This is a genomic window from Acinetobacter sp. P8-3-8 (assembly GCF_000214135.1).
In the GTDB taxonomy this organism is placed as follows: domain Bacteria; phylum Pseudomonadota; class Gammaproteobacteria; order Pseudomonadales; family Moraxellaceae; genus Acinetobacter.
The window spans coordinates 14,439-41,438 of record NZ_AFIE01000016.1; the positions used below are offsets into that span (position 1 = coordinate 14,439).

Annotated in this window: 28 protein-coding genes; 10 read left to right on the plus strand and 18 right to left on the minus strand. The window is 39.1% G+C overall.

From position 1 onward, the window contains the following. Positions 1-22 precede the first annotated feature (22 nt). A complete protein-coding gene (locus GGG_RS0108815; RefSeq protein WP_029574510.1) occupies positions 23-1,417 on the minus strand; it encodes a GntP family permease in 1,395 nt (464 codons plus the stop codon). A 259-nt stretch (positions 1,418-1,676) separates the two neighbouring features. Between GGG_RS0108815 and modA the strand changes: the two genes are divergently transcribed. From modA to GGG_RS0108830, 3 genes are read left to right on the plus strand one after another with little or no spacing between them, the layout of a single operon-like run. Next, the gene (gene modA / locus GGG_RS0108820) at positions 1,677-2,456 is read left to right on the plus strand and encodes a molybdate ABC transporter substrate-binding protein (RefSeq protein WP_010113985.1); all 780 of its coding nucleotides are present in this window, start codon (positions 1,677-1,679) and stop codon (positions 2,454-2,456) included. Beyond that, positions 2,456-3,154, plus strand: coding sequence for a molybdate ABC transporter permease subunit (gene modB / locus GGG_RS0108825; protein ID WP_029574511.1), 699 nt, complete (start codon positions 2,456-2,458; stop codon positions 3,152-3,154). Before modA ends, modB begins: the two co-directional genes overlap by 1 nt. Further along, positions 3,147-3,764 (plus strand): ATP-binding cassette domain-containing protein, encoded by a 618-nt coding sequence (locus GGG_RS0108830; protein WP_010113987.1) that lies wholly within the window; start codon positions 3,147-3,149, stop codon positions 3,762-3,764. The genes modB and GGG_RS0108830 overlap by 8 nt, the downstream gene beginning before the upstream one ends. A 132-nt stretch (positions 3,765-3,896) precedes the next feature. Here GGG_RS0108830 and GGG_RS0108835 read toward each other — a convergent pair whose 3' ends face one another. Next, complete coding sequence (locus GGG_RS0108835) at positions 3,897-5,351, minus strand: coniferyl aldehyde dehydrogenase (RefSeq protein ID WP_010113988.1); 1,455 nt, start codon at positions 5,349-5,351, stop codon at positions 3,897-3,899. Between the two features lie 136 nt (positions 5,352-5,487). Between GGG_RS0108835 and GGG_RS0108840 the strand changes: the two genes are divergently transcribed. Next, entirely contained in the window at positions 5,488-6,549 is a 1,062-nt protein-coding gene (locus GGG_RS0108840) for an AraC family transcriptional regulator (RefSeq protein ID WP_010113990.1), read from the plus strand. Between the two features lie 282 nt (positions 6,550-6,831). Here the strand turns inward: GGG_RS0108840 and GGG_RS0108845 are convergent, their stop codons facing one another. The 6 genes from GGG_RS0108845 to moaA all read right to left on the minus strand — a co-directional run bounded on the left by GGG_RS0108845 (position 6,832) and on the right by moaA (position 11,882). After that, positions 6,832-7,335: a molybdenum cofactor biosynthesis protein MoaE gene (locus GGG_RS0108845; protein ID WP_010113992.1), complete on the minus strand. Its 504-nt coding sequence runs from the start codon at positions 7,333-7,335 to the stop codon at positions 6,832-6,834. Between the two features lies 1 nt (position 7,336). Next, a complete protein-coding gene (locus GGG_RS0108850; RefSeq protein ID WP_010113993.1) occupies positions 7,337-7,588 on the minus strand; it encodes a MoaD/ThiS family protein in 252 nt (83 codons plus the stop codon). A 234-nt stretch (positions 7,589-7,822) separates the two neighbouring features. Then, positions 7,823-8,416 (minus strand): molybdenum cofactor guanylyltransferase, encoded by a 594-nt coding sequence (locus GGG_RS0108855; RefSeq protein WP_010113994.1) that lies wholly within the window; start codon positions 8,414-8,416, stop codon positions 7,823-7,825. A gap of 194 nt (positions 8,417-8,610) precedes the next feature. Beyond that, positions 8,611-9,828 (minus strand): molybdopterin molybdotransferase MoeA, encoded by a 1,218-nt coding sequence (locus tag GGG_RS0108860; RefSeq protein ID WP_010113995.1) that lies wholly within the window; start codon positions 9,826-9,828, stop codon positions 8,611-8,613. Next, a complete protein-coding gene (moaCB, locus tag GGG_RS0108865) occupies positions 9,825-10,748 on the minus strand; it encodes a bifunctional molybdenum cofactor biosynthesis protein MoaC/MoaB (protein ID WP_010113996.1) in 924 nt (307 codons plus the stop codon). Before moaCB ends, GGG_RS0108860 begins: the two co-directional genes overlap by 4 nt. A 141-nt stretch (positions 10,749-10,889) precedes the next feature. Next, positions 10,890-11,882 carry a GTP 3',8-cyclase MoaA gene (moaA, locus tag GGG_RS0108870; protein WP_029574512.1) on the minus strand — a complete coding sequence of 331 codons (993 nt, stop codon included), beginning with the start codon at positions 11,880-11,882 and terminating at the stop codon, positions 10,890-10,892. Positions 11,883-12,331: 449 nt separating this feature from the next. Between moaA and GGG_RS0108875 the strand changes: the two genes are divergently transcribed. From GGG_RS0108875 to GGG_RS0108885, 3 genes are all read left to right on the plus strand, one after another. After that, entirely contained in the window at positions 12,332-14,743 is a 2,412-nt protein-coding gene (locus tag GGG_RS0108875) for an FdhF/YdeP family oxidoreductase (RefSeq protein ID WP_010114000.1), read from the plus strand. 144 nt (positions 14,744-14,887) lie between these two features. Continuing rightward, a complete protein-coding gene (fdhD, locus tag GGG_RS0108880) occupies positions 14,888-15,688 on the plus strand; it encodes a formate dehydrogenase accessory sulfurtransferase FdhD (protein ID WP_029574513.1) in 801 nt (266 codons plus the stop codon). Between the two features lie 92 nt (positions 15,689-15,780). Then, positions 15,781-16,131, plus strand: coding sequence for a winged helix-turn-helix domain-containing protein (locus GGG_RS0108885; RefSeq protein WP_010114005.1), 351 nt, complete (start codon positions 15,781-15,783; stop codon positions 16,129-16,131). Between the two features lie 94 nt (positions 16,132-16,225). Here GGG_RS0108885 and GGG_RS0108890 read toward each other — a convergent pair whose 3' ends face one another. Genes GGG_RS0108890 through madL form a run of 9 tightly spaced genes read right to left on the minus strand, consistent with a single transcriptional unit; the run spans position 16,226 to position 23,474 of the window. Next, the gene (locus GGG_RS0108890) at positions 16,226-17,137 is read right to left on the minus strand and encodes a malonate decarboxylase subunit epsilon (RefSeq protein WP_010114006.1); all 912 of its coding nucleotides are present in this window, start codon (positions 17,135-17,137) and stop codon (positions 16,226-16,228) included. Next, positions 17,115-18,002, minus strand: coding sequence for a triphosphoribosyl-dephospho-CoA synthase MdcB (gene mdcB, locus GGG_RS0108895; protein ID WP_010114007.1), 888 nt, complete (start codon positions 18,000-18,002; stop codon positions 17,115-17,117). The genes GGG_RS0108890 and mdcB overlap by 23 nt, the downstream gene beginning before the upstream one ends. After that, a complete protein-coding gene (gene mdcG, locus GGG_RS0108900) occupies positions 17,968-18,645 on the minus strand; it encodes a malonate decarboxylase holo-[acyl-carrier-protein] synthase (RefSeq protein WP_010114008.1) in 678 nt (225 codons plus the stop codon). The genes mdcB and mdcG overlap by 35 nt, the downstream gene beginning before the upstream one ends. Positions 18,646-18,657: 12 nt before the next feature. Continuing rightward, positions 18,658-19,374: a biotin-independent malonate decarboxylase subunit gamma gene (gene mdcE / locus GGG_RS0108905; protein ID WP_010114010.1), complete on the minus strand. Its 717-nt coding sequence runs from the start codon at positions 19,372-19,374 to the stop codon at positions 18,658-18,660. Then, positions 19,364-20,263 carry a biotin-independent malonate decarboxylase subunit beta gene (locus GGG_RS0108910; protein ID WP_010114012.1) on the minus strand — a complete coding sequence of 300 codons (900 nt, stop codon included), beginning with the start codon at positions 20,261-20,263 and terminating at the stop codon, positions 19,364-19,366. Before GGG_RS0108910 ends, mdcE begins: the two co-directional genes overlap by 11 nt. After that, complete coding sequence (gene mdcC / locus GGG_RS0108915; RefSeq protein ID WP_010114014.1) at positions 20,256-20,573, minus strand: malonate decarboxylase acyl carrier protein; 318 nt, start codon at positions 20,571-20,573, stop codon at positions 20,256-20,258. Before mdcC ends, GGG_RS0108910 begins: the two co-directional genes overlap by 8 nt. A gap of 5 nt (positions 20,574-20,578) precedes the next feature. Beyond that, the gene (mdcA, locus tag GGG_RS0108920) at positions 20,579-22,234 is read right to left on the minus strand and encodes a malonate decarboxylase subunit alpha (protein ID WP_010114016.1); all 1,656 of its coding nucleotides are present in this window, start codon (positions 22,232-22,234) and stop codon (positions 20,579-20,581) included. 17 nt (positions 22,235-22,251) lie between these two features. Then, a complete protein-coding gene (gene madM, locus GGG_RS0108925) occupies positions 22,252-23,013 on the minus strand; it encodes a malonate transporter subunit MadM (RefSeq protein WP_010114018.1) in 762 nt (253 codons plus the stop codon). A gap of 44 nt (positions 23,014-23,057) precedes the next feature. Beyond that, on the minus strand, positions 23,058-23,474 hold the full coding sequence (madL, locus tag GGG_RS0108930; RefSeq protein WP_010114020.1) for a malonate transporter subunit MadL: 417 nt from the start codon (positions 23,472-23,474) through the stop codon (positions 23,058-23,060). A gap of 134 nt (positions 23,475-23,608) precedes the next feature. Between madL and GGG_RS0108935 the strand changes: the two genes are divergently transcribed. Continuing rightward, the gene (locus GGG_RS0108935) at positions 23,609-24,280 is read left to right on the plus strand and encodes a GntR family transcriptional regulator (RefSeq protein WP_010114022.1); all 672 of its coding nucleotides are present in this window, start codon (positions 23,609-23,611) and stop codon (positions 24,278-24,280) included. A 258-nt stretch (positions 24,281-24,538) separates the two neighbouring features. Here the strand turns inward: GGG_RS0108935 and pcaU are convergent, their stop codons facing one another. Further along, on the minus strand, positions 24,539-25,363 hold the full coding sequence (gene pcaU, locus GGG_RS0108940) for an IclR family transcriptional regulator PcaU (RefSeq protein WP_010114024.1): 825 nt from the start codon (positions 25,361-25,363) through the stop codon (positions 24,539-24,541). A gap of 284 nt (positions 25,364-25,647) precedes the next feature. Here pcaU and GGG_RS0108945 point away from each other — a divergent pair, with 284 nt between their 5' ends. Together GGG_RS0108945 and GGG_RS0108950 are read left to right on the plus strand one after the other, a co-directional pair. Further along, positions 25,648-26,319: a 3-oxoacid CoA-transferase subunit A gene (locus tag GGG_RS0108945; RefSeq protein ID WP_010111229.1), complete on the plus strand. Its 672-nt coding sequence runs from the start codon at positions 25,648-25,650 to the stop codon at positions 26,317-26,319. A gap of 19 nt (positions 26,320-26,338) precedes the next feature. After that, the gene (locus tag GGG_RS0108950; RefSeq protein ID WP_010114026.1) at positions 26,339-26,992 is read left to right on the plus strand and encodes a 3-oxoacid CoA-transferase subunit B; all 654 of its coding nucleotides are present in this window, start codon (positions 26,339-26,341) and stop codon (positions 26,990-26,992) included. The last annotated feature ends 8 nt before the right edge of the window (positions 26,993-27,000 follow it).

Genomic DNA, 27,000 nt, shown 5'->3' on the forward strand with positions numbered 1-27,000 from the left:
TAAAAATTGAAAAGCAGGATTTTTAAAATGAGCCAAATAATGTGCCAAGGGTAATGACACCACTTAGCGCAAAGAGCGGAATAATCACAGCGACAATAAACATGTCGTAATAAGACTGTTTATGGGTTAATCCACAGAGTGTGATAATGGTAATGACTGCACCATTATGCGGTAGCGAATCCAGTGCACCTGAAGCCATAGATGCAACTCGATGCATCAATTCAGGGGATATGCCAAACTGAGTTGCTAAATTCATATAAGTTTCGCCCATAGTATTTAGGGCAATACTTAAACCACCTGAAGCTGACCCTGTGATCCCTGCTAAAACATTAATCACAATGGCTTCAGAAATAAGCGGGTTACTCGGTGCAATTCCTACGAGAAAATCACGAAGAATAATAAAACCTGCCAATGAAGCGATGACAGAGCCATAACCGACTTCTGATGCTGTATTGAAAATAGGTAAAAATGAAGAAGAAACACCTTGTTGAATGGTGTCTTTGATATCTTTGAAGTGTTTCCAATTCAATATAATAATCGTCACACAAGCCAAAACTAATGCACAAATAATGGCCCAAAGCCCGATGACAGAATTGAGTGAAATATTCCCAAATTTATCTGTTGCCAAATAAGCTGTATCAAGTGTTGGTAAAACCAATTTAGCCAATATTAAATTCATTATGATCACGACTAAAATCGGGATCATTGCAATAAGAAGACTCGGATCAGATGTACTCATTGAACTTAAATGGGGATGTGATTCGATGTGATGACCATAACCTTCTTGCTGAGTAGATGCTGTTTGAATGCGTCTATTGAGCCACCACATACCTGTAATTAAGATAAAGATAGATGCCAAAATACCTAAGCCTGGTGCTGCATAAAGGTCAGTATGAAAGAAGGGCATAGGTATGGCATTTTGAATCGCTGGCGTACCCGGCAATGCCGTCATGGTAAAAGTTAAAGCACCTAACATAATTGCAGCAGGGATTAAACGTTTAGGAATATCAAGCTCTTTAAACAAAGCCGCTGCAATAGGAAACACTGCGAATCCAACGACAAATAAAGAAACACCACCATAGGTGAGGATGGCACAAGACAATACGATGGAAAGCATGGCTCTCTTATGACCAAGCTTTTCTACAAAAAAGTTCGCAATGGTTCTGGCTGAGCCAGAATCGTCCATTAATTTGCCGAAAACCGCGCCAAGTAAAAACAGTGGAAAATATTTAATAATATAACCACCAAGGCCAGTCATAAATACTTGGGAATACATACCCAGTAATTCATTGCTGAGCCCACTCCACATGACTGCAAAAAGCGCCAGTAATGGAGCGAGAATAATCACACTAAATCCTTTATACGCCAAATACATAAGCAATATTAGGGACAACACGATTCCTATAAGACCTATCATTTTTATACATCCTTTTTTATATTTTTATATAATGATACATACCGTATCATTATTGATGTATATAATTTAATCAATTATAAGTCAATAAAAATTAACAATTGAATAAGACATTGCAGATGAACTAAAAGATGAAAGCTATTGAATACTGAATTTATTCAAACTGATCGATGAATAATCGTGTTATTGAATTGACGTAGCGCATTTATCAATATATTTTTGAAAACATATCGCTCATTATATAATCTTTAAGGTGAACACGATGTTTCTACATTTTAAGAATAAAAGTATTCAGTCAGCATTGCTCTGTTGCGGTTTTCTTCTAGGGACAAATGTACATGCAGAACAAGCCATTACCGTTTATGCAGCAGCAAGTCTCACCAATGCGATTACAGATTTGGATGCTTTATTCGAAAAACAAAAAAAAGTAGAAGTTAAAAGCTCTTATGCAGGTTCATCCACTTTAGCCAAACAAATTGAAGCTGGGGCGCCAGCAGATGTGTTTATTTCAGCAGATGAACAGTGGATGAATTATCTACAAAATAAAAAAATGATTGAGCCAAACAAACGAGTGAATTTACTGGGGAATCGCTTAGTGTTGATTTCACCCAAATCTAAACCTGTAAAAATTAAAATGGATAAAAGCTTTGATCCTTCTACGGCTTTTCAAGGCAAATTGTGTACTGGAGATACCAAAAGTGTGCCCGTGGGTAAATATGGTAAACAAGCTTTAACTTCACTTGGATGGTGGCAGAAGTTAGCACCACGTTTGGTTGAAACAGAGGATGTCAGAGCTGCGTTAAACTTTGTTGCACGAGGTGAATGTCAGTTAGGCATTGTGTATGCTACAGATGCTGCAATCAGTAAAAATGTCACAGTGGTAGGTGTATTTCCAATCAGCACACATACACCAATTGTTTATCCATTGGGACTTGTTAAAAACAATCCAAACGCTGTGGCTTTTTACCAATTTCTGCAAGGAAAGCAAGCCAATGCAGTATTTAAAAAATATGGTTTTACGGTCTTATTACCTGCTAAATGATGATGTTCCCTTTATCATTTGAAGAGCTTGAAGTTCTTAAACTCTCTTGCCAAGTTGCTGCGACCTGCTTGGCTTTTAGCTTGATCCCTGCACTCGCAGTGGGTTGGCTATTAGCACGTAAAGAGTTTTTTGGAAAATCATTATTTGAAACATTGATTTTTCTACCTTTAGTGCTTCCTCCTGTTGTTCCAGGATATTTATTATTACAAGTTTTTGGTAGTCGTGGTGTTGTAGGGCAATATCTTGAACAGTTCGGACTAAATTTTGCCTTCAATTGGAAAGGGGCTGTATTGGCCTCCGCAGTGATGGGATTTCCTTTATTGGTACAATCTATTCGCCTAGCAATAGAGTTGGTCGATCAACGTCTGGAAATGGCGGCAAAAACATTGGGTGCTTCATCATTCGGAACGTTCTGCTATGTCACTTTACCGTTGGCAAGTAGTGGAATACTCGTGGGGGCAATTTTATGTTTCTGTCGAAGTTTAGGTGAGTTTGGGGCGACGATCACTTTTGTAGGAAATATTGCTGGAGAAACAAGAACACTGCCATTGGCAATGTACAGTTTAATGCAACAACCTGATACTGAAAATGCAGTATGGCGTTTAATCATACTCTCGTTAACTGTGGCTTTTTTTGCTTTGTGGTTTGCACAATGGTTCCATCGCTATCAGAAAAGAAAAAGAGGCATGAATGATTGATTGTCATATTCAACTGAATTTAGGCAAGTTTAAACTGGATCAGAAATTTGTGTCTGAACACAATGTGGTGGGGTTATTTGGCGCTTCTGGTTCAGGGAAAACCAGTATTTTACATGCAATTGCAGGGCTCAATACGCCAGTGAATGGGTGGATTAAAATTAGAAATCAAACGTGGTTTGATTCAGAACAAAGGATTAATTTAAGCCCACAAGCACGCCATGTGGGGCTAGTTTTCCAAGATGCACAATTATTTCCACATATGACCGTAATGAATAATTTAATGTTTGGATATAAGCGTATCACAACACAACGAAAACGTTTTGATCCAGATTATATTATTGAATTACTTAAATTAAATCATTTGGTTGATCGTATGCCGATGAAACTGTCTGGTGGAGAAAAACAAAGGGTTGCCTTAGGTCGGGCGTTATTATATTCACCCAATTTATTGTTATTAGATGAACCGTTGTCTGCACTCGATGCCGCACATAAACAAGAAATTATTCCATTCTTTCAAAAGGTTCAACAAGAAACTGATATTCCAATGTTATATGTCAGCCATGATATGAGTGAAATTAAGCAATTGACTGAGCATATTTGGTTGCTTTAAGCCGTTTATTCAACACAATGCTGAATTGATTTAGTACGGATGATTGAACTAAAGTCAAAATATGGAATAAATTTAAAAAGCACCTACATAAAGAATAGATAGGTGCTTTTTAATATTTGTATTCATTCGGTTTTATTTGAGATTCGGATCTGCTTTCTTTAAGAAAAAGCGGATAGCAAGCTTTTGTATCCACGTTCCATAAGGCGGATAGAACAATTGGGTAGGGAAGAAGCGATGACGCATAAACACTGTTTTTGCATGTGAAAGCTCTCTAAAACCTTCTTCACCGTGGTACGTTCCCATCCCCGAGTTTCCGATTCCCCCAAAAGGCGCATCGTGATTAACAACGTGCCAGCCCCAGTCATTGACTGTTACACCACCAGAATGTGTTTGTTGCAAAATACGATCACGTTCTTGAGTGTCATGCGTGAAACAATATAAAGCCAATGGTCGTTCACCTGCATTAATGTACTGAATCGCATCTTGCAGAGTGTCATATGCCACAACAGGCAGTACAGGGCCAAACAGTTCTTCTTTCATAATACGCATATTAGCTGTGCAATTCAGCACAATATGAACAGGCATGCGCCGTGCATCTTGTTCAGGATTGTATTCACCACAAGCAATGACTGTCGCACCTTGTTGTTCTGCATCCGCTAAAATGTCTTGAATACGTTTTAAATGACGATCATTGATAATTGACGTGTAATTATCATTATTGTGAATATTATGGCCATACATAGCTGTAAAATTCGACTTACATTCTGCTGCAAATTGTTCAACATTTTCTTTAGGAATCAGCGCATAGTCAGGTGCGACACAGATTTGACCGCTATTTGTCGCTTTACCATGCAAAATACGTTTTGCTGCATCTGCCAATGGATAATGTCGACTGACTAAAGCCGGAGATTTCCCGCCCAATTCTAGTGTTACAGGGGTTAAATTTTCTGAAGCAGCACGCATCACCACACGGCCAATTGCAGGGGAACCTGTAAAAACAATGTGATTAAAAGGCAAGGATGTAAATTCCGCTGGGTTGGTAATTTCTTCACCAAAAACAGCAACTTCATCTTCTGTAAAAATTTCTGCAAGCATTCGTCGCATCACTGCATTTGTTGCAGGAGTCAACTCAGAGAGTTTGATCATGACTCTATTGCCTGCTGCAAGGGCTGCAACAAGAGGGCCAAGTGCTAAATAAACAGGGAAATTCCACGGAACAATGACACCAACCACGCCTTTCGGCTGGTATTGGACACGTAAACGATTCGATAAAAAGAGTAATTCTGTACTGCGTTTACTTGGACGCATCCAACGACGTAAATGACTGATTGCATGTTCAGCTTCTAGCACAGAACCGAGTAAGTCTAACAATTTGGACTCATCTACAGATCTTGAACTGAAGTCTGCATTGATTGCATTTGCAATGACGTCTTGATAACGAATGATTTGCTTTTTCAGCTTGATTAATTGAGAACGTCGTAAATCTGAATCGGGATAAGGCGCAGCTTTAAACGCAGCACTTTGTCTGTCAAAAACTGTTTGCATATGCGTATGCGCTGTATGACCCATGTCCTGTAAAATAGTCATTTCTGCGGTTACTCCATTCATACTTATTATTGATTAAACTTTATGCTTGATAGGGGCAAGAGTCGATGTTAAATTGAGACAATAAGAGGTAATTTAGTGCCATTATACATTTCATTAGATGGATGGTGTAAATAAAATGTCTAATCAGCGTACGTTTATAGAAGCTCGTTACGACGCTTCAACACTAGGTCAAGGGACTGTCATACAAGGCTTGACCAGTCTTATTGATGAAATGTTACGGCAAGGTCATTCTTTACAAGAGTTGCTACACGGAACAGGTATTACTTATGCTGTTCTGAACAATGCGACATCTCATATTACACAATATCAGAAATTACAGTTATTTCAGAATATTCAAAGATTATCACAAGATCCATTAACGGGACTCAGAGCTGGACAAAAACAACGTCTCTCAGATTTTGGCGTTTATGGTTATGCACTTTATTCATCTAAAAATTTTCAACAAGCTGTGGAATTAGGGATTCGCCACATTAAATTGGCTGGCCCAGTTTTACAGAAGTCTTTTCGTATTGAAGATGACGCAGCAATTTTTGAAGGTAAAGAAGTCATTGCTTTAGGAAAGTTATTACCGCTGATTTGCGAGTTTTGGTTCAGTTCAATGCAGACTCTGATTGAAAGTGTATTGGAAGGACCATTTCAAGCGAAGAAGCTGTTACTTCCTTATCCTGCTCCTGAATATGCAGATGAATATCAAAATGTGTTCCATTGTCCAATTGAGTTTGATGCGGACGTTTTACAATGGCACTTTGATTTGAAATGGCTTGATGTCGCATGTCCAAATGCGAATCTGATTACAGCGGATATGTGTAAATTATTTTGTGAGCGGATGCTTGGGATTGAAGATGACGAAACACCTGAATTGATTCGAACCATACGTTTAATTTTGCTTGATCGTGTGGATTGTTTCCCTACAGCTCAAGAAATGGCTGAGCGTTTACATCTTTCAAAAAGAACATTATATCGCCGTTTAGCTGAACTCAATGTGAGTTATCAGGACATTTTAGACAGTACCAGACGACGGCTTGCAGATGAATATTTGCAAGGTACGACATTAACCGTTGATGAAATTGCACAAAGAATGGGTTTTTCAGACACTTCAAATTTTAGGAAAGCTTATCGTCATTGGACAGGAATCTCTCCCAATGCGTATCGAGTTCAAATTGAGCATGTGATTTGAATCAGTAAATAAAACCTTAGATTTTCAGATGATGTTTAAAGGCTTTATCCATTTGATTATAAAATTAATTTTTATACATGGTGTGACAGAGTTAAAGGGGAAAATTAGACATTCGTGCATGGTATGTTTAAGGAATTGATTTGCATAAGCGCCATATTCACAACTCAAATGACGTTTGAATATTTGAATTTAGTGATTTCGACTCAGCATCTTATGCAAAACTTTTTTCAATTTCTATCTTTAAACGGACATCAATAAAAAATAACCGAATGTTATTTAGGTTTATGTATGCGTATGTCCATGCGCGTGTGGTTCATGTGAATGATGATGGTGTTTTTCATCATTTTGATCGTAGTCTTGACGAATACAACAACCTGCAACGTACTGGCTGCTTCCATCTGTATAAAATTCTTCTTTCCATACAGGTACTTCATGTTTTACACGTTCAACTGCTTCTTCACAAGCTTGAAATGCTTCTCTGCGATGTGGTGCGTAGGCAATCGCAATAATGGCTTTATCACCAATATCTAAAGTTCCAATACGATGGATGACACGGACGTAACTAACTGCATACTTTTCTTGTATTTCTTGTTCAATCGCTCGGATCATTTTTTCTGCAACTGGCGCATAAGCTGTATATTTCAGTGCTTGAACTGCACGTCCTTCATGATGATTTCGCACTGTACCAATAAAAACGCCTGTTCCGCCACATTCAGGGAAAGCCTGAATCGTATCAAAAGTTTCTAAATTAAGCGCAGTGTCTTGAATACGAGCAAACTGTAACATATCAACCTCCTGCAACAGGCGAGAGTAGCACTAAAGTGCTGTCTTTTTCTAAGACGCTTTGGCGTGAAATAATATCTTCACCAATTGCGCAGGCACAGCGTTCAACCATCTCGGAAATAGATGGATAAATTGTTTTAATTTGATTGAGTACATCTGCAACAAGACTATTTGATGCACAAGTTAGGCTGAGGTCAGCAGGTAGGTGTTTTTCAATAGCACCATAAGATTCGACTTTAATATTAATTTCCTGCATATCTGCCTCTGTTGAAACTGTTTTAAAAATAATCAATCGTGCATCGAGATAAAATTAGCTATTCAGGCACTTTAACATTATTCAATTTAATCATCAAAATGGAAAAGTAATTTTCTGAAAGTGATTTATTCATCAGCTTCATCAGTATTTTCATCAATTTTCTGCGCTGTAGTCAATTTTATCCTCATGCAAAATCAAAACATTTATGGTTGTAAATCGGATTATTTACAAGGGTTATTTTCGATACTGTTGCAACTCTTCCAATGAGTTCAGGCTATGGTAATTCATCTCCTGATTCTGAATATTCACAACTTGAGGCATAAGTTCTGCAAAGCATCGTCTGATACTGAATTGTTGCTGATCTAAATGCTTTGTTAATGTTGCAGCACTGCTACGTTTGAGTAAACAAAACGGGTAGAGTGCCTGTCCATTAAACGACACATAGACCACAGACGATGACGCATTTTGCTTCAATGCCGAGTGTAGATCCGACAATATATTGGCTGGAATTTCGGTAATATCGCATGGCACAAATAAAACATAATCTGACTGAACATGTGACCATGCACTTTTCATGCCCATTAACGGGCCAAGAAAGCCATCAGTATCATCTTTGAAATAGTGGATATGAGGAATCAACTCAAGATAACGATCATAATCTCGATGGCTATTGATCCATGTTTCTTGTACTTTGCCTTGAAACGCATTATTTATTTTTAAGAGCTGAATTTCATGGTCAAAGCTTTGTAAAAGCTTATTGGCGCCATTCATCCGTGTGGCTTGTCCGCCTGCTAAAATAACCAGTGCTGTTGCAGGGTAGTCTTGCATCCTATTTACCTGATCTCTACCTAAAAGCTATATACGATATTTGAAAGGACATTGAATATATCTTGAATGATTTATTTTGAAGCATCTGCATTGGCTCAAAATAGAGCAAGATATGAATGTGACCATCCATAATGCAATGCAGAATACTTCAGTTGTAACAATCAATCCGCCTTCAAATAGCAATCAATCTGTCTTCAAATCGTAATAAAATCGACATAGTCAAATGACACTGCTGTGTCAGATTTAGCTGGAATACGAACAATGGCATTGGCTCGATTCAAATTACTGAGCATGTGTGATTGTTGTTTTGCTAGTTTAGAAACGGTCAATTGACCGTAATCATCTACATGAACCACCATTCTCAATAATTGTTCACGACTGTCTTGTTTGACTGTTTCTGCGAATCGAGCTTTTTTCCAAGCTGGTGCAGGTGAATCTATGCCTTGTAATGCTGCCATTAAGGTTGATACATGTACAGCCAGACAAGTCAGAACAGCCGCTGGATTACCTGGTAAACCAATTAGATAAGCGTGGTGATCGTCTTGTTGATATTCTGCAAAATAAAGCGGTTTACCCGGTTTTTGAGCAACTTGCCAGAAGATTTCTTTTGCACCCAAAGTCATAGAAATAGGTCGAATCAGATCATAATCTCCAACAGAAACGCCACCTGTGGTAATGACGAGATCATAATGATTCATTGCATTGGATAATGCTTGAGTGAGCATATCTTCATCATCAATCACATGTTCTAAATGTACATCAGTTATGCCTTGTTCATTTAGCCACGTTAAAATCATTGGTGCATTTGCATCGAAAACTTTAGATTCATTATCAAGTTGGGTGCTGACTTCATCACCTGTAATCAACACAGCAATTTTAGGTTGTTGATAAACTTGTACTTCCTGCACGCCTGCCATACTCAACGCTGCGATTAAACCACTACCTAAACGCTGACCTTTATGTGCAAGTATTGTCCCGACAGAGAGTTCTTCGCCTTGGTAACGAATGTCTGTCCCTTTTTCTAAAGCTTGATTTAAAATAGCCTGATTGTCTGTACGAGTGATGATTTCCTGTCTTGCAACAGTATCTGCTGAATCGGGAAGTCTTCCACCTGTAAAAATACGCACAGTTTGACCTGATTGAATTTCTATATGTTCTGCAATACCTGCACGGATTTCTCCGACTAGTTCAAACTTAGTGATACCAGCGAGTAAATCTTCACTTCTCAAGGCATAACCATCGACAGCGCTTTGAGTAAACAATGGGAGTGAAACCGTTGATTGTACATCTGTGGCTAGAACATGCTGATGTGCCTGAATTAAAGGCAGGGAAGTAGTAGACAATGTTTTGACTGAACTATAGTGTGCAAGTGCTTGATCAACTGTAATCAAACCGATACCTGAACAACTCATTCATAACCTCCGGGATGAGGTAGATCTCGGCATACATCAAAAATATGTACCAAAGCAGGTAAAATCGCCGCCATAGATTCACTTGCTCCACCACGACTTCCCGGTAGGGTGATCACCAGTGAGCGATCAATAAAGCCTGCAACGCCACGAGACATCGCTGCATAAGGGGTGCGTCTTTGTCCAAATGCACGGGCAGCTTCCATCAAACCGTTTAACTCTCGTTCTAACAACGGCTGTAAAGTATCTACAGTAATGTCACGCTTACCAATACCCGTTCCACCTACTGTGATAATACAAGCATAGGATTCAGTGAGTTTTAAGACCAATTCTTTTAACTGGTCTGCTTCGTCTGGCAAAATTTGATAATGAATCGGGTCAAAACCGGCTTCGGTCAAAGTATCTACCACTGAACGTCCTGCTGTATCTGGTTTTCGACCTGCTGCAACAGTATCAGAGAGCACCAATACTGCTGCTGAAACAGGTTGACGTAAATGGCGTTTGTAGTGTGATTTTCCACCTTTTTTCAGGTCTAATTTACATTGCTGAATAATCAGTTCATGGGGTTCACAATGTGGTTTGAGCATGTCGTAAATCGTCAATGCTGCAAGACTGGCTGCAGTCAGTGCTTCCATTTCCACACCAGTAGGTGCAATGGTTTCAACTGTTGCTTGAATAACCACACGATCAGTCAGTAATTCAAAATCAACATCAGCACGATAAATGGGTAAAGGGTGGCAAAGTGGGATCAGTTCATCGGTACGTTTTGCTGCCAAAATTCCAGCAATTCGTGCTGTTTTCAACGCATCACCTTTTTCGGTATTGCCATCCGCAAGAAGTTGTAAACAATGTGCTGGTGCAAGCAGTTCAGAAGTTGCAGTTGCAATTCGATAGCTTTCTGGCTTCATGCCAACATTTTTCATAGAATATTCCGAAAATAAAGGGACTGACCTACAGTAAACGCTTTGATCAGAGGAAAAATAATTTCTTATTTAGATAACATAAAAATAAATGATGATACAGCTGAAAGACTGACAAAATTTAAAAATAACTTCCCCAACTCATTAACCACCTATGGCATGCATACTGATCTTACGCGAAGGTGCTTGCTGATGAGCAATAAACCCTGCTTTTTTATGCCATACAGCATCCATAATCGTAGATGTCAGTAAAGAGGAGTCTTTTTGCTGAAGCAAGTTGCGCAAAGGTGTTCCTGAATTAGCAAATAAACAAGTAAATAGCTCACCTGTTGCAGTTAAACGTAAACGATTGCAGGTTTGACAAAAAGGTTTGCTAATCGTAGAAATGATGCCTAATTTATAGTGATCATTAAGTCGGTAAATCGTCGCAGGATCATGTTGCCTTTGTTGTTTTTCTATTTGGAAATGAGCACTAAGTTTTTGAATAATTTCATCTTCAGTAATCACTTTTTCAGGTTGCCAGTGTTCAGGCTGATCTAAGGGCATATATTCAATAAAACGTAATTCTATATTCTGTTGATACGCCCACTGGGTCAGTTCAACAATTTCATGATCATTTTTACCTGCGACCAAAACACAATTTAATTTAATTGGAATACCGACCTGTTGCGCCGCAGCAATGCCTTGTAATACGGGTTCAAGTGGGCGTTTGGTCATACTTTTAAATGTATCTGCTTGGATACTATCCAAACTAATGTTCAGGTCATCTAAACCTGCTTGTTTTAATTCTTGTGCATATTTTTTTAAATAGAAAGCATTGCTTGTCATGGAAATACGTTTTAAGCCATGTGCTTTTAGCCGATTAAGATCGTGAATAAAGTTCACAACGCCTTGACGCATTAACGGTTCTCCGCCCGTTAAACGGATATGTTGAATCCCCAATTGCACCATGACTTCACAAAATTTTAATAATTCTTCAAAGCTTAAAATATCTTTTTTCGCCAACCATTCAGGTTTATCTGGCATGCAATAACTACAACGAAAATTACAACGGTCTGTTAGTGATATTCTGAGTTTATGTTTATGACGACCAAATTGATCGACCAACTGCGTTGCTGCATTGGTGATGAGCGGCATTTCAGGTGTTTTTAATGCTTTAATCGAGCCGTCCATAGTCATAATTTACCTTGTTTAATCACAGGATAAGGTCATATATAAAGCAGTATGAGTCGTTTTATTTTAAATATCAACTTAACCATTCAGGTTTTGTGAACGCAGTGTTGTTTATTTTAAGTTATGTTTCACATTAAAAATATATTCTGTGATTGTTTTATTATTCAAAATTCTCATGATCAATTTACAATTGAAATCTCATAAAAAAGAGAGGATATTTGAAATAAATAAGGCTTATTTTTTGAAAAAGGTGCAATGAAACAGCATTAAGTAACTTAAACGATGGTTTAATTGTATGCGTTATATATATGTTTTTTAATTGTTATTGCAATCAATTTTGAACAATAAGTAAGTTATATTGGATTAAGTAATACGCATCTTTTTATGGAAAAACTGACGCAGAGGGCTGGAATATGGAAAATGTTGAGGATCAAAAGCATAACGATGATCAGCCAAGTTATGCACGAATAGAACCTTATACTCATCCTGCTGGTGGTTGGGGCGCTTTATTAAGTGTTGCAAGAAATTTAAAACGACAAGAAGTCTTTAAAAAAGGGGCGATTACGCTCCTCAATATTAACCAACCGACGGGTTTCGATTGTCCGGGATGTGCATGGCCTGAAAAGAAAGATGCACATGCTTTTAACTTTTGTGAAAACGGTGCCAAAGCAGTTGCATTTGAAGCAACGTCAAAACGAGTAACGCCTGAATTTTTTGCTACACATACTGTCAGTTGGTTATCCGAACAAAGTGATTTCTTCCTTGAAGATTCAGGTCGATTGACTGATCCAATGCGTTATGACCCAGTATCAGATAAATATACGCCGATTTCATGGGATGAAGCTTTTAAGCTGATTGCTAAACATTTGCAAGCTTTGGATGATCCAAATCAAGCTGCATTTTATACCTCTGGTCGTACCAGTAATGAAGCTGCTTTCCTTTACCAACTCTTTGTTCGCGAATATGGAACCAATAATTTCCCTGATTGTTCAAATATGTGTCATGAAACCACCAGTGTGGGCTTACTTGATTCGATTGGACTCGGTAAGGGGACTGTAACCTTAGAAGATTTTGATATCGCAGATGCGATCTTCAGTTTTGGTCACAATCCGGGGACCAATCATCCACGTATGTTAGGTACTTTACGTGAAGTTTCACGTCGTGGTGGTAATATTGTTGCGATTAACCCATTGAAAGAACGTGGATTAGAACGCTTTCAAGACCCACAAGCGCCTGTTGAAATGATGACCAATGGTAGTACACCAATTAGTCGCTATTATTTCCAGCCGAAAGTGGGGGGCGACTATGCCTTACTGTTTGGTGTGCTTAAACACTTGCGCGAGTGGGACATACAAGCACTTGCTGATGGTAAAAAGAGCGTGTTTGACCGTTCATTTATTGAAATGAACACGGTTGGCTTTGATGCCATGATGGAAGAAATTGATCGAACTGCATGGCCAGATATTCATGCACATACAGGGCTTTCACCTGAGCATTTAGAGTCTTTAGCTAAGATGTATCTCGATGCCAAAACTGCAATTTTCTGTTGGGGCATGGGGATTACACAGCATCGTCACGGTACTGCGAATGTTCATATGCTTGCAAACTTAATGTTGGCAAGAGGACATATTGGTCGTCCAGGTGCAGGTTTAGCGCCGATTCGTGGGCATAGTAATGTGCAGGGCGATCGGACAATGGGGATCAATGAATTACCAAGTCCTAAATTACTCGACAATATTGATCGTGTCTTTGGGATCAAATCACCACGGCATCATGGTTTTGGGGTGGTCGATACCATCAAAGCGATGTATGAAGGGGATGTAAAAGTCTTTATCGGTTTGGGCGGTAATTTTGCCGTTGCAACGCCTGATACACCGTACACACAAGAAGGATTGCGTCGTTGTAATTTAACGGTACATATTGCAACTAAACTTAACCGAAGCCATTTGGTCTGTGGTAAAGAAGCACTTATTTTACCGTGTTTGGGGCGTACCGAAATTGATAAGCAGTTACATGGCGTGCAAGCGGTGAGTGTTGAAGATTCAATGAGTAATGTGCATCTTTCTGCAGGTCGTAATGAACCTATTTCCAATGACTTATTATCAGAACCAGATATCGTAGCGCGTATAGCAACTGCAGTTTTACCCAACAGTGATATTAAATGGAAATGGTATGTGGAAAGTTATGACCGCATTCGCGATTCTATTGAAGAAGTTTTTGATGAGTTCCATGATTTCAATACACGGGTATATCAACCGGGTGGTTTCCACTTGGAACATCCAGCGAATCAGCATGTTTGGAATACGCCAGTTGGTAAGGCACAATTTTTAATTACCCCATTGGCTGAGGTCTATGCGGATAAAGAAAATAAATATGCTGAACAATATACGGGCGCAAAAGTCTATACCTTGATGACCACACGTTCTCACGACCAATACAATACAACATTGTATGGACTAGATGACCGTTATCGTGGTGTATATGGTCAACGCCGTGTATTGTTTATGAATGCTGATGATATCGCTGCTGCAGGTTTTGTCGCAGATCAGTGGGTGGATATCGAAAGTATTTATTCAGATGGTGTTAAACGTGTCGTTCAGAGCTTCCGTATTGTACCGTACAATATTCCAAGAGGAAGTTTGGCTGCTTATTATCCTGAAACAAATCCATTGGTTGCGCTCAGTAGCCATGATAAATATGCAAAAATTCCTGCCTCAAAAAGTGTGCCTGTGATTTTACATGCGGGACAAGCACCTGAACATTTCAATTTAGCAGAAGCAGTAGATCCTGAAAATGCGGATGAAATTATAGAAAGAGCAGGCTAAGGCATAATTAGGTTGTATGTTGTTTAGAAAGTAAGAATGTATTGATTTATGGAATGACATTTTTTCAAAGTGTCATTCCAACGATCAAATGGTTTGAAATTTTTATAGTTTTTATTGCTGCTAAAAAATCTCGATAAAACCAAAATGGATGTAAGGAAGCCGATGTTGAATTCTCAGGGATATGAAAGCGTTGATATTCAGCGTTTAAATCAGAATGTAGCCGTGGAACAGTCTGATTTTGTTGTACAAGAATACCCTATTGCATTGGTTTATAATGGAATTTCGCATGCTGTAATGATGGCTACTCCAGCAGATATTGAAGTATTTGCCAAAGGTTTTAGTTTGTCAGAAGGTATTTTGACAAGTTTGAAAGAGCTTTATTCTTTAGAAATACAAGAAACTGAGTTTGGCATCCAAGTTGAAATGACGATCTCTGCCAGAGCATTTATGGCACTTAAACAACATCGTCGTATGATGGTTGGACGAACAGGCTGTGGTTTGTGCGGTATTGAAAGTTTACAACAACTACATTTTGATTTACCTCAAATTACTACGCAAGTTACTGAGTCATGGCTGGCTCAAATTCCCAAAGCCATTTCTCAACTCAAGACACGTCAAAAAATTACTCAAATCACAGGTGGAGCACATGCCGCTGCATGGGTTGAATCTGGAGAAATTATTGCCTTATTTGAAGATGTCGGGCGACATAATGCTCTAGATAAATTATTAGGTTATATTGCTGAAAACCAGTGTAATGTAAGCCAAGGCTTTGTAGTCATGACCAGTCGGGCAAGTTATGAATTGATTCGTAAATGTGCACAGCTTAATATTGGTCTGCTTGCATGTATTTCCGCGCCAACCAGTATGGCGATCAATATGGCAAAAAGATCAGGTCTCACATTGGCGAGTTTTTGCCGTGGTGATGGTTTTGTTTTATATACGTGATGATTTAAAAGCAAATTTTTATAGAAAAATAAAATTGAATGGATATCTTTTTATCCACGATTGTAAGGCTATCTACTTGTTTGAGTAAATTTATGCATGACGTCAAATTAAAATTACAGTTAAGAGTGCTACTCAAAGAAGATATTGCTTTTGGCCCCGGTAAGGCTGAGTTATTGGAAGGAATCCGCCGTTCTGGTTCAATTTCACAAGCAGCGAAAAGCATGAATATGAGTTATCGCCGCGCATGGCAATTGGTTGAAACCATGAACCATAGTTTTTTGTATCCTTTGGTTGAAACGCAAAAGGGTGGAACGCATGGCGGTGGTGCAACGGTTACTGATTTTGGAGAAAAAATTCTCAATCAATTTAGACGTATGGAAGAAAATGCTCGTCAAATTGTTGAGCATGATTTTGAGGAAATTTCGAATTTTCTTAAAAAATAAAATCAATCTAAATCAAATGATATTCCTGATAAATATCGATTTAGCTAGATTTAAGCAGAATCGCTATTTTTGAAATCACAATTTAAATAAATTATTAAATAAATTTAGAAATCCAATTTTTCACTCCATCCATACTACTAAAATCATCGATACTGCGAGCATGTACATTCGGCATCACTTGGTTAATCATGCGGGTTAATGCATTACCTGGACCTATTTCTAAAATAACATCGGGTTGGTACTCTTGAATGGTTTCCATGCAATTATACCAATTGAGTGCATGATCAATTTGTGCTGACAAAATTGCTATAGCATCTTGAGTTAATGAATATTTTTGCCCATGACTGGCACTGATCAACGAGAAGTTCATTCTATTTAAAGATTGTTGATGCAAATATGTAGAAAAGTCATCTGCAGCTCTTTTTAAAAAAGAGGTATGTGAGGGAATAGAAACTTTTAATTTACTCGCATTTTGAGCGCCTTGAGATTGAGCGCTTTGCAACAATTGTTCCAGCTCGAAATCTGTACCACCAATAATATAATGTGCTTCATTTAGCTTAATTGAAATTTCGGTATGGGTGCTTTTCAGTAAGGGTGAAAGTTGCTCGCTATTTAAACCCTGTATTGAAACTAGACCACTATTTTCAGGGCTGTGCTGGCTCATAAATTCCGCCCGTTTTGAAATCACTTGTAGGGATTGAGAAAAGTCCATATTCGCACTACAACAAAATGCACTGGCTTCTCCCAATGAATAGCCTGCAAGCAGTTCAGGCTCTGGCAACTGGGTCATAATTTTTTGCCATCTTAAATATTGCAAAGTGAATATAAAAGGTTGAGCAAACTGATTTTCAAAAATCGTTTCGGGTTTTATCTGTACATCTAAGCTTGATAATTGATCGGATAAATGTTGTATATTCAATGCATATTCTTGAGCACCTGCTTGTACTTCCTGAATATGCTGAATTGACTGTAGACCTTGTCCACTAAAGATCACGACAAAGTTCATGTTCCACCTTATAAAAAAATAAAGTAATACCCAAAAGGTCAGCACTTCCACCAGGACTCAACTGATGTGCTGTAAAATATTGGTTCATATGATTTAATTTGGTTTTCCAATCATGTTGTAACACACCGCCATCATCAAGAAACTTTTTTGCCATTTCTTGGACAATAAAAAGCGCACTCATCCCACCACGCCAAACGATATTGGTATCGGATAATTGGCTAATGAGCAATAACAGGGTTTGCATAGATGCTGAAACGGAATCACCTGTCGCAAGCAGGGTCGATTTATAGCAGGGCAATGCTTGATTTTGGATAATTTCAAAACCGTGAGCAACTTGCTCAATAGCACCTGTAATGCCGTATTTTTTGCGCATTTGCTGACCGTGGCTCAATGGATTTCTTGCCAGATTGTGTAATAAGTCAGATTGCCAGTTTTCAATAATTTGCTGACAAATATGTTCAGTGCGTATTGGTAGGCTTTTTTTCAGACATTGACCTAAGCCTGCGCAAGCAAAGCCGAGATTAAAAATCGCACCTTTATGGGTATTAATATTACCTGTTGCCTTGAGCATACGCTGTTCATAGTGTATGCCAGTTTGCTGTAAGCGATGAAATGGATTTTGGGCAAAACCATGTTCACACAACTGCGCATAATAACTCTGCATAGAGCGAATACTTTTTAGAAACAAGGCATAATCCATATCGGTATGGCTTCCCCGACTTGAAGGGCAAACCAGTCCCGGTTTAAGCTCAAGGCTTACTTCATCTTGTAGGGCAGACAAAGCCAATTGATCGACTTGATCTGCAATATAATCAAGATCTAAGGTATATTCAGGCTTGGTAATGGTGTTGCTGTTGTAATACATTGAGCTGACCTCCACCGATATCAGCAATATTTTGCAGGCTGATGTGTCGTAATTCTTTTACAATGACTTGCTCTTGTTGATGCTGAAGCGCAAAAATAAGTTCATTAAATGAAATATTTTGAGTTTCAGTTATATTTATTTCTCCATCAATATTGATGGGAATACGCTGTTTGAATTGAATAATTTCTTCAAGTAACGGATTTAAGCCACTGATATTTTCAAGTTGAATCAGCAGATCTAAATCCGATTGCGTACGTACAAAAGGTTCTTTGGTTAAAAATTGATTTGCATAAGAGCCATAGACATGTACTGAACATGAAAGCATAGCGATTCGGCGAATAAATTTTTTCAGTTCAGCACTGGTTTGATCATTAAAAAAATCAAGGATGGTCGATAACAGAAGTGGTCTATGGCTTAACTTTGGTGTCTTGGTTAAACCCAAAGCCACACGGTGTTTTTGACCTTGAACCATACAATTGATTGCCACTTTGAAATAATCTTCAGATTCCTGTCTACACACAGTAAACGGAATATTGTGCAGAATCATATCCTGTACTTTAGATTGAACTTCTTGAGAAAGAGATTCATCTAAAAATTGATATTTATCTGTTGTTTGAAGATAGATCAGATCGTGGCGGTTCATTTTGTGATTCCTTTATGCGGATAATACAGCCTGAACAATGTCATTGCACAAATGACGACCTTGTCTTTGTTGAGCAAGTTCTCGACGTTCATCATCTAGATAAGTATTTATCTGAAAGGTCTGCTTTTGAATGGCTTGACCAATTAGATCAGTACTTAGGTCATCCCAAATTTCAGCAATGGCTCCCATTTTGTAAAAATTCTGTACGCCTGGAGCAAAAATTGCCGAACTTTGTGACAGTTCTTTCAATCGTTCTACTGGAATTTTTGTGACACGCGACATTGCATTTAAATCCATGACTTTGACCTGACTGTCTTGCAAAGCAAAGACTTGATTCGCCATGAGTCCATAAGACAGAAAACCACCACTGACCGCTTCTCCAAAAATAATTGCTAAGTTCGGATGTCCTTGTCTGCGTAGCAAATCTACACAGCTGGCAAGGTGAGCAAAAGTTCTGTTTAAGCACAATAATTCATCTGAGCGAGATAAAGCCTGTCCTTGCGTATCGACAATAAAAACAACAGGGCTTTGATCATTTTGTGCAATGATATCTAACACTTCTGTTGCAATTTGCAGGGCAATTTCTTGATTGATCGGTGCTGAGTTTACTGTACCCACAATGCGAACTTTTCCAGCAGAAGTTTGTGCGGAACCTTTAATAAAATGTCCTTGAATGTTGTAATTCAGTCCCTGAGGGAATAGCTGATTTAAAATAACTTCAGTTTCCATAATGAATTCCTTTTTTAATCTGGATGACTTCTTCAGCACTCAGCATTGGAATTTGTTCTGCATTTTCAATTCCCATCGCCTTCCAAATGTCTAAGCCATCTTTTTGACCGAACCAGCGGTGGTATTGCTGTTCCAGAGATTGCTGTTTTTGTTGTAGCGTATTTAAATTTAAAGCTTCTGGCTTTATTGATAGGGCATTGATAATGCTATTTCTAATGTCATCCGTATCATCTTCAGTCAGCACTTGTACATGATCGAGTAAATAACGGTTTTTCCCACCTGTCACTCGCCAGACTAAGGCACGGTCTTTGGAGTCAAATTCTTCCACACCTTTCACTGTTTCAATCACTTCTGGTCCTGAAAGCGCCAAACGACCTTCTTCAGACATAATAATATGGCTACTCAAACATGCACTGATCCCCATACCTCCGAATGCACCACACGTCCCACCAATGACAGTAATAATTGGAATACCAGCGTTTCTCACTTTTAGCATGGCGCGCATAATTTCAGAAATTGCAATCAGTCCTGCATTGGCTTCGTGCAGACGTACACCACCTGAATCTGCAAGGAAGATTACAGCAGAAGATTTTTCCTGAATTGCTTTGAGCAATAGCCCTACAATCTTCGCGCCGTGAATTTCACCAACAGCACCACCCATGAATTGACCCTCTTGAGCGATGATATGTACAGGGGTTTGATTGATGGTGGCTTTACCAATAATCACTCCATCATCAAAACTGCCTGGAATATCTAAGGCAAGTAAGTTCGGACTCAGTTCAACAGTTCCTGGCTTTAGAAACTCAGCAAAACTACTTTGATCGACAAGACTGGAAATACGATTTCTTGCGGTTTTTTCATAAAAGCTTTTTTTAATCATATTAAACATGTTCATCATCCTTCAGCATTGAAACAGCCTGACTGAGGCGTAAACTGACTACCGCAGGTGTAGCACCCATGTCATTGAGCTGAAATTTGAGTCCGCCAACATTGTGTCGATTGCAAAACTCAGTGAGTACAGCATGCCAAATCTTTTCAAAACCAGTTGCAGAGGTATTGACTGAAATCTCGCACATTTGCGTATTTTCTAGAGGCTTAACAAAAACTTCTAAGTTTCCTGAACCAACCACACCACAAATAATGTCATGCTGTGCCAGTTCAGTTGGCTTTGAACGAAGGGAAAAATTCAGTTGTTCCATAACAATCACCAATTTCTAAAGCGGCTTGGAGGGGAATACATGCCTTCAGACCATTTCACTAAATCTTTAACGGACTGTGCGGCAAGCAGGTCACGAGTGGCTTGTGAGGGATCAATGCCTAAATCTTCTGGACGTTGAATAATGCCTCTGCTACGGAGTTCTTCTACTTTTTGATGATCACGTCCCATGCCGATGGCTGTGTAGCCTGCAACACCACGAATGGCTTGCTCACGTTCTTCAGCCGTCCGACAAAGCAGTAGATTGGCAATACCTTCTTCGGTAACAACATGAGTGACATCTTCGCCATAAATCATAATTGGAGGGAAGTCGCTGCCCATTTTTTCTTGTAATTGCCATGCATCAAGCTCTTCTACAAATACGGGATGCATATGTTCACGGAATGTTTCAACCAGTTGTACAACTAATTTACGACCTTTGATGGCTTTACCATCAACAGCTTCTTTGCCTGCTTTGGTATAAGCAAAACTAGAATGGCGTCGCCCATGCGGATCAGAACCCATATTTGGCGCACCACCGAAACCAGCAATACGGTCTACTGTTGCAGTGGAACTATTCCCTTGTAAATCCATTTGCAAGGTAGAACCAATAAATAGGTCACACGCATATAAACCTGCTGTTTGAGAAAAAGCACGATTTGAACGCATGCTACCGTCTGCACCAGTAAAGAAAATATCTGAACGATTACGGATATATTCTTCCATACCAACTTCAGAACCAAAGCTATGAATTGATTCAACAAAACCACTTTCAATAGCTGGAATGAGAGTAGGATGTGGATTCAAAGCCCAATTGGTACAAATTTTTCCTTTTAGACCTAATTCATTACCAAAAGTAGGCAATAATAATTCAATAGCTGCTGTATCGAATCCAATACCATGATTCAAGCGTTGAATTTGATAAGGTGCATAGATGCCCTTAATCACCATCATTGCCATAAGGATCTGCACTTCTGTAATTTGCGCTGGATCACGGGTAAATAACGGTTCAATATAGTTTTCTTTAGGGCTGACAATAAAGAAATTAACCCAATCGGAAGGAATATCGACACGTGGAACTTTATCAACTAACTCATTCACTTGCGCAATGACAATACCGCTTTTAAAAGCTGTGGCTTCTACAATCGCAGGAGTATCTTCGGTATTCGCACCTGTGTATAAGTTACCTTCAGCATCTGCAGAATGTGCTGTGATCAAGCAAACATTTGGTGTTAGATCAATGAAATAACGACCATAAAGTTCTAAATAGGTATGAATAGAACCAATAGAAATCTTCTGTTGTTGTACAAGCTGTGCTAAACGAAGGCTTTGAGGTCCTGAAAATGAAAAATCAACTTTTGATGCAATACCTTTTTCAAAAACATCTAAATGACTCGGTAGAGCAAGTACAGATTGTAAAATATGCAGATCATGCAAAACTTCAGGATTACACTGACTCAGTGCTTTTGATAAAAAATCTGCCTGCTTTTGGTTATTACCTTCTTGGCAAACTTTATCTCCACTGGAAATAACCGTTTCTAGCAGTTCTATCACACGAGAATGCGTGACCTGTTTTTCAAAACCTTTTAATTTTGCCTGTTCAAGCTTTTTAAGCGTTCTAGACTTTTGTGTATTCCAAAGTCGCTTATTGATGATGTTATTCATTTAATCACCTGATATTTTTAACTGAAAATTGCATTGACTGTCAGGAAAAAGAGCGAGGGAGCCAGTAAGCAGCCTAAACCTGTGTAAAAGGTTGCAACTAAAGCACCATAAGGCACAAGGCGAACATCTGTACCCGCAAGACCAGCAGCAGTACCACTTGTTGTACCTGCCATACCGCCAAAAATCATTGCAGAACGTGGGCTTTTTAAATACATAAATTTAGCAAGAAGTGGTGTTCCGACCATGAAAAAGACCGACTTGATGAGACCAATCGCAATGGACAAAGCAATGACTTCTGAACTCGCACCGATTGCTGTACCTGTAATGGGGCCGACGATATAAGTCATGGCACCTGCGCCGATTGTGGTCATTGAAATCGGATCTTTATAGCCCATCATCCATGCCACACCTGCACCCACAATAAACGGAATAACACAACCTAAAACCAGTGCAATCAGTCCAACCTTGCCCGCTTTTTTAACTTCTTTTACATCCACTTCAAAAGCTGTAGATGCAATCGCTAAATCACGGATCATTGATCCACCAAGGAGTGCAAAACCTGAGAAAATCGCAATATCGGATAAGCCTTTAGTACCGTGGGTATACACACCTGCAAAGTAGGCAACGACAAGGCCCATTGTGATTGCAATCGCAGAACTCTGTAATTTACCTCCAGTTAGGTATTTTGAAAGAATCTGCGAAACAAACATCATCAATCCAGTGACAGCGAGTGCCGTGACTAATGCATTTTTGGTTAATACTTGAATTAAAACGTCCATACAAAAACTCCCTAAATTCCTTTATATGTGAGGAGTGGTGACTTTTATGCTTTAGTTGCATCAGTCGATTGTGTTTTTTGTTCAGTAGGCCATTCAAAACTGTCATAGTCATTACTGAATTTGTTTAACCAGCGGATCACCAAAACCGTTGCAATGAGAGAACCAACTGCAACAATCAGACCCACCATGCCACCAGATAAAGCCGCAACAACGTTTTGCCCCGCAGACATCGCTACAACGATAGGGATATACATGCCTGACCAATACAAAACACCAAATTGAGTGACTTTAGGCAAATAACCTTTTTTAGCCAGTAACTCCTTGCTGGCAATTAAAAGGATCATGGCAATGGCAACGCCGCCAACATTTGCTTTTACACCAAGTAAAATACCCAGTGTATTACCGAGATAATCGCCAAGTAGATGGCAGATTGCGAGTAATGCTGTACCGTAAATAATCATCTTCTATCCTCCATGGATCGAGATTTAGTAGTAATAAACATCCTTATATTTTGTTATAGTTATATCTAGAATGTATTCAAATGGCAATATTTTTGTGCTCAAAATACATAATATTGTATACAAAATGGTGTGATATGAATTTAATCAAAGACTTACCGTTATCTATTCAAGTCAGTAAAAAAATAGAAGATGATATTATCTTTGGGCATTTTTTACCTGGGACAAAGCTTGATGAAGCTGAACTCTGTGAACGTTATGGTGCTTCTAGAACACCTATACGAGAAGCTTTGAAACTGCTTGCTGCAGAGGGGCTTGTTGAAATTCGCCCAAGACGAGGCGCAATTGTTCCTGAAGTTAACCCGATGACTTTATGCGAAATGTTTGAAGTGATGGCTGAGTTGGAAGGGATGTGTGGGCGCTTGGCTGCTAGACGTATTCAAGAAGATGAAAAAGTGCAGTTATTACATTTGCATAAACGCTGTGAGGAATATCTAGAATCGAATGATTCGGAAAATTATTATGAAATGAATCGACAGTTTCATTTTCAAATTTATTCAGCGAGTCACAATACTTTTTTAATTGAACAAGCCAGTAGCCTACATAAAAGATTACATCCATATCGTAGATTACAACTGAGAGTAAACAACAGAATGAACAATTCTTTTGCAGAGCATAATGAGATTGTTCAAGCCATTATTGGTGGTGATGAAACGAAAGCTGCGACATTATTACGTGAGCATGTTGTGATTCAAGGACAGAAATTTACAGATTTAATTTCGACTATAAATGCATATGCGAAGCAATAATTTATAAATGACCAGTTTGTAGAGGTTTATAAAATAGTGGACTTGCACTCTTGTATTTTATTTCACAGAATCAAGTCCACTATTATATTGGTTCGTCATAGGCAGTTTATTTCAAATGCTAATCTAAGAATTAATTCTAACAGTCAATGCCTCATTGTTATTGCCGAAGCTTGCTGATCAGATCGTTTTATCTATTGAAAATATACATAAATAGCAACTATAAACGTTGATGCATTTATAAATTTTCTTCCCTCATAATTATAAAATATTACGTAATTCTCGCGCTGTTTCTTGTAACAACGGCAAAATATGTTGAACTAAATATTCTTTGGTGGTTCGCATGGTTGGAGAAACAATATTCAATGCAGCAACAACTTTAGACTTTTGGTCATAAATAGGTACAGCCAGTGCATGTACGCCGAGTTCATGTTCTTCACTAGAATAGCACCAGTCTTGTTCCTTAATCTTATCTAACAAAGCAAGAAAATCGTGGTTATCCGTTATTGTATATTTGGTTAAACGCTGTAAAGGATATTTTTCTAACCATTCGTGTTGTTCATTTTGCGTTAAATATGCCAATAATATTTTTCCAGCAGAAGTCGCATGGGCAGGCAAACGATTACCCAAATGTAAGCCATAAGGATTAACACGATCTGTTTGTTGATGCGCTGCACTACGAGCAATGGTAATAGCTTCATAGCTATCCAATACCATGACAGAAAAAATAAGAGATGTTTGATTGGTCAGTAAGTTCAATAAAGGCTGAGAAATTTTAGGAAGTTGTGCTCCACCTAAATAAGATCCTGAAAATTTTAAGATTTTTGGCGTTAAATAAAAATAATGACCATCTGTTTCTAAATAACCTAAATATTCAAGTGTAAGTAAATGCCGTCGTGCCGCTGCACGGGTCATGCCTGTACGTTCTGCAACCATTGAAATATTCAGCCGATGTCGATCTGTTCCAAAGCTATCCAAAATCGCCATACCTTTACTGATACCAGCCACAAAGTCTTCGTGTCGTATGACTTTTTTATTGTCTTTATTTTGAATCATTTTTTTAGATTCATTTAATGTTTTATCCATTTTAAGCAGCCTTCGGAATTTTATTCATTTGAGGTTTTGATGATTCACTATAACGTGAAATCAGAGTGAAATAATCAGGTTTTGTTCGATACATAGTGAATTTGTTCGATCATCGAACAAAACATACCTTAATGACCTAGCCCTTAGATTGGAAATGATAAAAAATGAACAAATAAGGAAATCGAACTAAAGCACTCGGGAATATTGTTTTAGTTGAATTATCTCTCAGAAAGTTAGGTTTCCATGATTTTTCTAATTCGCGTGACGCGCAATGGAGTTATCTGATGATCGATAAAAGTTCATTATCCATGAAGGAAGTACTCAGCCAGATCCAAGATGGTTCCACCATCATGATTGGCGGTTTTGGAACAGCAGGACAACCTGCCGAATTAATCGATGGCTTAATCGAACTCGGCGTCAAAGACCTCGTCATTATCAATAACAACGCAGGCAATGGCGACTATGGCCTTGCCAAACTCCTCAAAGCCGGCGCAGTGCGTAAAATGATTTGCTCATTCCCACGCCAATCCGACTCTTGGGTTTTCGATGAACTCTACCGTGCAGGCAAAATCGAACTCGAATTAGTCCCCCAAGGCAACTTAGCCTGTCGCATCCAAGCCGCAGGCATGGGATTGGGTCCAATCTACACCCCAACAGGTTTTGGCACACAACTGGCAGAAGGCAAACAAACCCTCAACTACCAAGGTAAAGACTACGTCCTCGAAACCCCACTCAAAGCCGACTTTGCCTTGATCAAAGCCCAACAAGGCGATCGTTGGGGTAACCTCATCTACCGCAAAGCCGCACGAAACTTCGGTCCGATCATGGCTATGGCAGCCGATATCACCATTGCCCAAGTCACAGAAGTGGTTGAACTCGGCGCACTCGATCCAGAACAGATCGTTACACCAGGCATCTTTGTACAGCATGTTGTTGCTGTGACACCTGCACAATAATTGGATCGGGAGAATAACCATGAGCTACAACAAACTCAGCCGTGATCAAATTGCACAACGCGTGGCACAAGATATCCCTGATGGCGCCTATGTCAACTTAGGCATAGGCTTACCCACAAAAATTGCCAGTTACCTACCTGCGGACAAAGACGTTTTTCTACATTCTGAAAATGGTTTACTGGCCTTTGGCCCACCGCCTGCACAAGGCGAAGAAGATCCCGAACTGATTAATGCAGGTAAAGAATACGTCACGCTATTACCAGGTGGTTGCTTTTTTCACCATGGTGACTCCTTTGCCATGATGCGTGGTGGTCATTTAGATATTGCGGTACTCGGTGCATTTCAAATTGCCGAAAATGGTGATTTGGCCAACTGGCATACAGGTGCGGCCGATGCCATCCCCGCTGTGGGTGGTGCAATGGATTTAGCTGTAGGTGCAAAGAAAGTCTTTATCACCACAGACCATGTCACCAAAAAAGGTGAACCGAAAATCGTCAAAGAACTGAGCTATCCAGCCACAGGTCTGAAATGCGTGGACCGCATCTACACCGATCTGTGTGTCATTGATGTCACACCTGAAGGCTTAAAAGTGATTGAAAAAGTCGACGGCCTAAGCTTTGCAGAATTGCAGTCAATGACGGGTGCAACTTTAGTGGATGCGACGCAAGCTTAACTTTTGAA

Bases quoted from the DNA above. Each gene is read 5' to 3' on its own strand.
- GGG_RS0108815 (WP_029574510.1), bottom strand. From the start codon at position 1,417: ATGATAGGTCTTATAGGAATCGTGTTGTCCCTAATATTGCTTATGTAT.
- modA (WP_010113985.1), top strand. From the start codon at position 1,677: ATGTTTCTACATTTTAAGAATAAAAGTATTCAGTCAGCATTGCTCTGT.
- modB (WP_029574511.1), top strand. From the start codon at position 2,456: ATGATGTTCCCTTTATCATTTGAAGAGCTTGAAGTTCTTAAACTCTCT.
- GGG_RS0108830 (WP_010113987.1), top strand. From the start codon at position 3,147: ATGATTGATTGTCATATTCAACTGAATTTAGGCAAGTTTAAACTGGAT.
- GGG_RS0108835 (WP_010113988.1), bottom strand. From the start codon at position 5,351: ATGACTATTTTACAGGACATGGGTCATACAGCGCATACGCATATGCAA.
- GGG_RS0108840 (WP_010113990.1), top strand. From the start codon at position 5,488: ATGTCTAATCAGCGTACGTTTATAGAAGCTCGTTACGACGCTTCAACA.
- GGG_RS0108845 (WP_010113992.1), bottom strand. From the start codon at position 7,335: ATGTTACAGTTTGCTCGTATTCAAGACACTGCGCTTAATTTAGAAACT.
- GGG_RS0108850 (WP_010113993.1), bottom strand. From the start codon at position 7,588: ATGCAGGAAATTAATATTAAAGTCGAATCTTATGGTGCTATTGAAAAA.
- GGG_RS0108855 (WP_010113994.1), bottom strand. From the start codon at position 8,416: ATGCAAGACTACCCTGCAACAGCACTGGTTATTTTAGCAGGCGGACAA.
- GGG_RS0108860 (WP_010113995.1), bottom strand. From the start codon at position 9,828: ATGAGTTGTTCAGGTATCGGTTTGATTACAGTTGATCAAGCACTTGCA.
- moaCB (WP_010113996.1), bottom strand. From the start codon at position 10,748: ATGAAAAATGTTGGCATGAAGCCAGAAAGCTATCGAATTGCAACTGCA.
- moaA (WP_029574512.1), bottom strand. From the start codon at position 11,882: ATGCCGCTCATCACCAATGCAGCAACGCAGTTGGTCGATCAATTTGGT.
- GGG_RS0108875 (WP_010114000.1), top strand. From the start codon at position 12,332: ATGGAAAATGTTGAGGATCAAAAGCATAACGATGATCAGCCAAGTTAT.
- fdhD (WP_029574513.1), top strand. From the start codon at position 14,888: ATGGATGTAAGGAAGCCGATGTTGAATTCTCAGGGATATGAAAGCGTT.
- GGG_RS0108885 (WP_010114005.1), top strand. From the start codon at position 15,781: ATGCATGACGTCAAATTAAAATTACAGTTAAGAGTGCTACTCAAAGAA.
- GGG_RS0108890 (WP_010114006.1), bottom strand. From the start codon at position 17,137: ATGAACTTTGTCGTGATCTTTAGTGGACAAGGTCTACAGTCAATTCAG.
- mdcB (WP_010114007.1), bottom strand. From the start codon at position 18,002: ATGTATTACAACAGCAACACCATTACCAAGCCTGAATATACCTTAGAT.
- mdcG (WP_010114008.1), bottom strand. From the start codon at position 18,645: ATGAACCGCCACGATCTGATCTATCTTCAAACAACAGATAAATATCAA.
- mdcE (WP_010114010.1), bottom strand. From the start codon at position 19,374: ATGGAAACTGAAGTTATTTTAAATCAGCTATTCCCTCAGGGACTGAAT.
- GGG_RS0108910 (WP_010114012.1), bottom strand. From the start codon at position 20,263: ATGTTTAATATGATTAAAAAAAGCTTTTATGAAAAAACCGCAAGAAAT.
- mdcC (WP_010114014.1), bottom strand. From the start codon at position 20,573: ATGGAACAACTGAATTTTTCCCTTCGTTCAAAGCCAACTGAACTGGCA.
- mdcA (WP_010114016.1), bottom strand. From the start codon at position 22,234: ATGAATAACATCATCAATAAGCGACTTTGGAATACACAAAAGTCTAGA.
- madM (WP_010114018.1), bottom strand. From the start codon at position 23,013: ATGGACGTTTTAATTCAAGTATTAACCAAAAATGCATTAGTCACGGCA.
- madL (WP_010114020.1), bottom strand. From the start codon at position 23,474: ATGATTATTTACGGTACAGCATTACTCGCAATCTGCCATCTACTTGGC.
- GGG_RS0108935 (WP_010114022.1), top strand. From the start codon at position 23,609: ATGAATTTAATCAAAGACTTACCGTTATCTATTCAAGTCAGTAAAAAA.
- pcaU (WP_010114024.1), bottom strand. From the start codon at position 25,363: ATGGATAAAACATTAAATGAATCTAAAAAAATGATTCAAAATAAAGAC.
- GGG_RS0108945 (WP_010111229.1), top strand. From the start codon at position 25,648: ATGATCGATAAAAGTTCATTATCCATGAAGGAAGTACTCAGCCAGATC.
- GGG_RS0108950 (WP_010114026.1), top strand. From the start codon at position 26,339: ATGAGCTACAACAAACTCAGCCGTGATCAAATTGCACAACGCGTGGCA.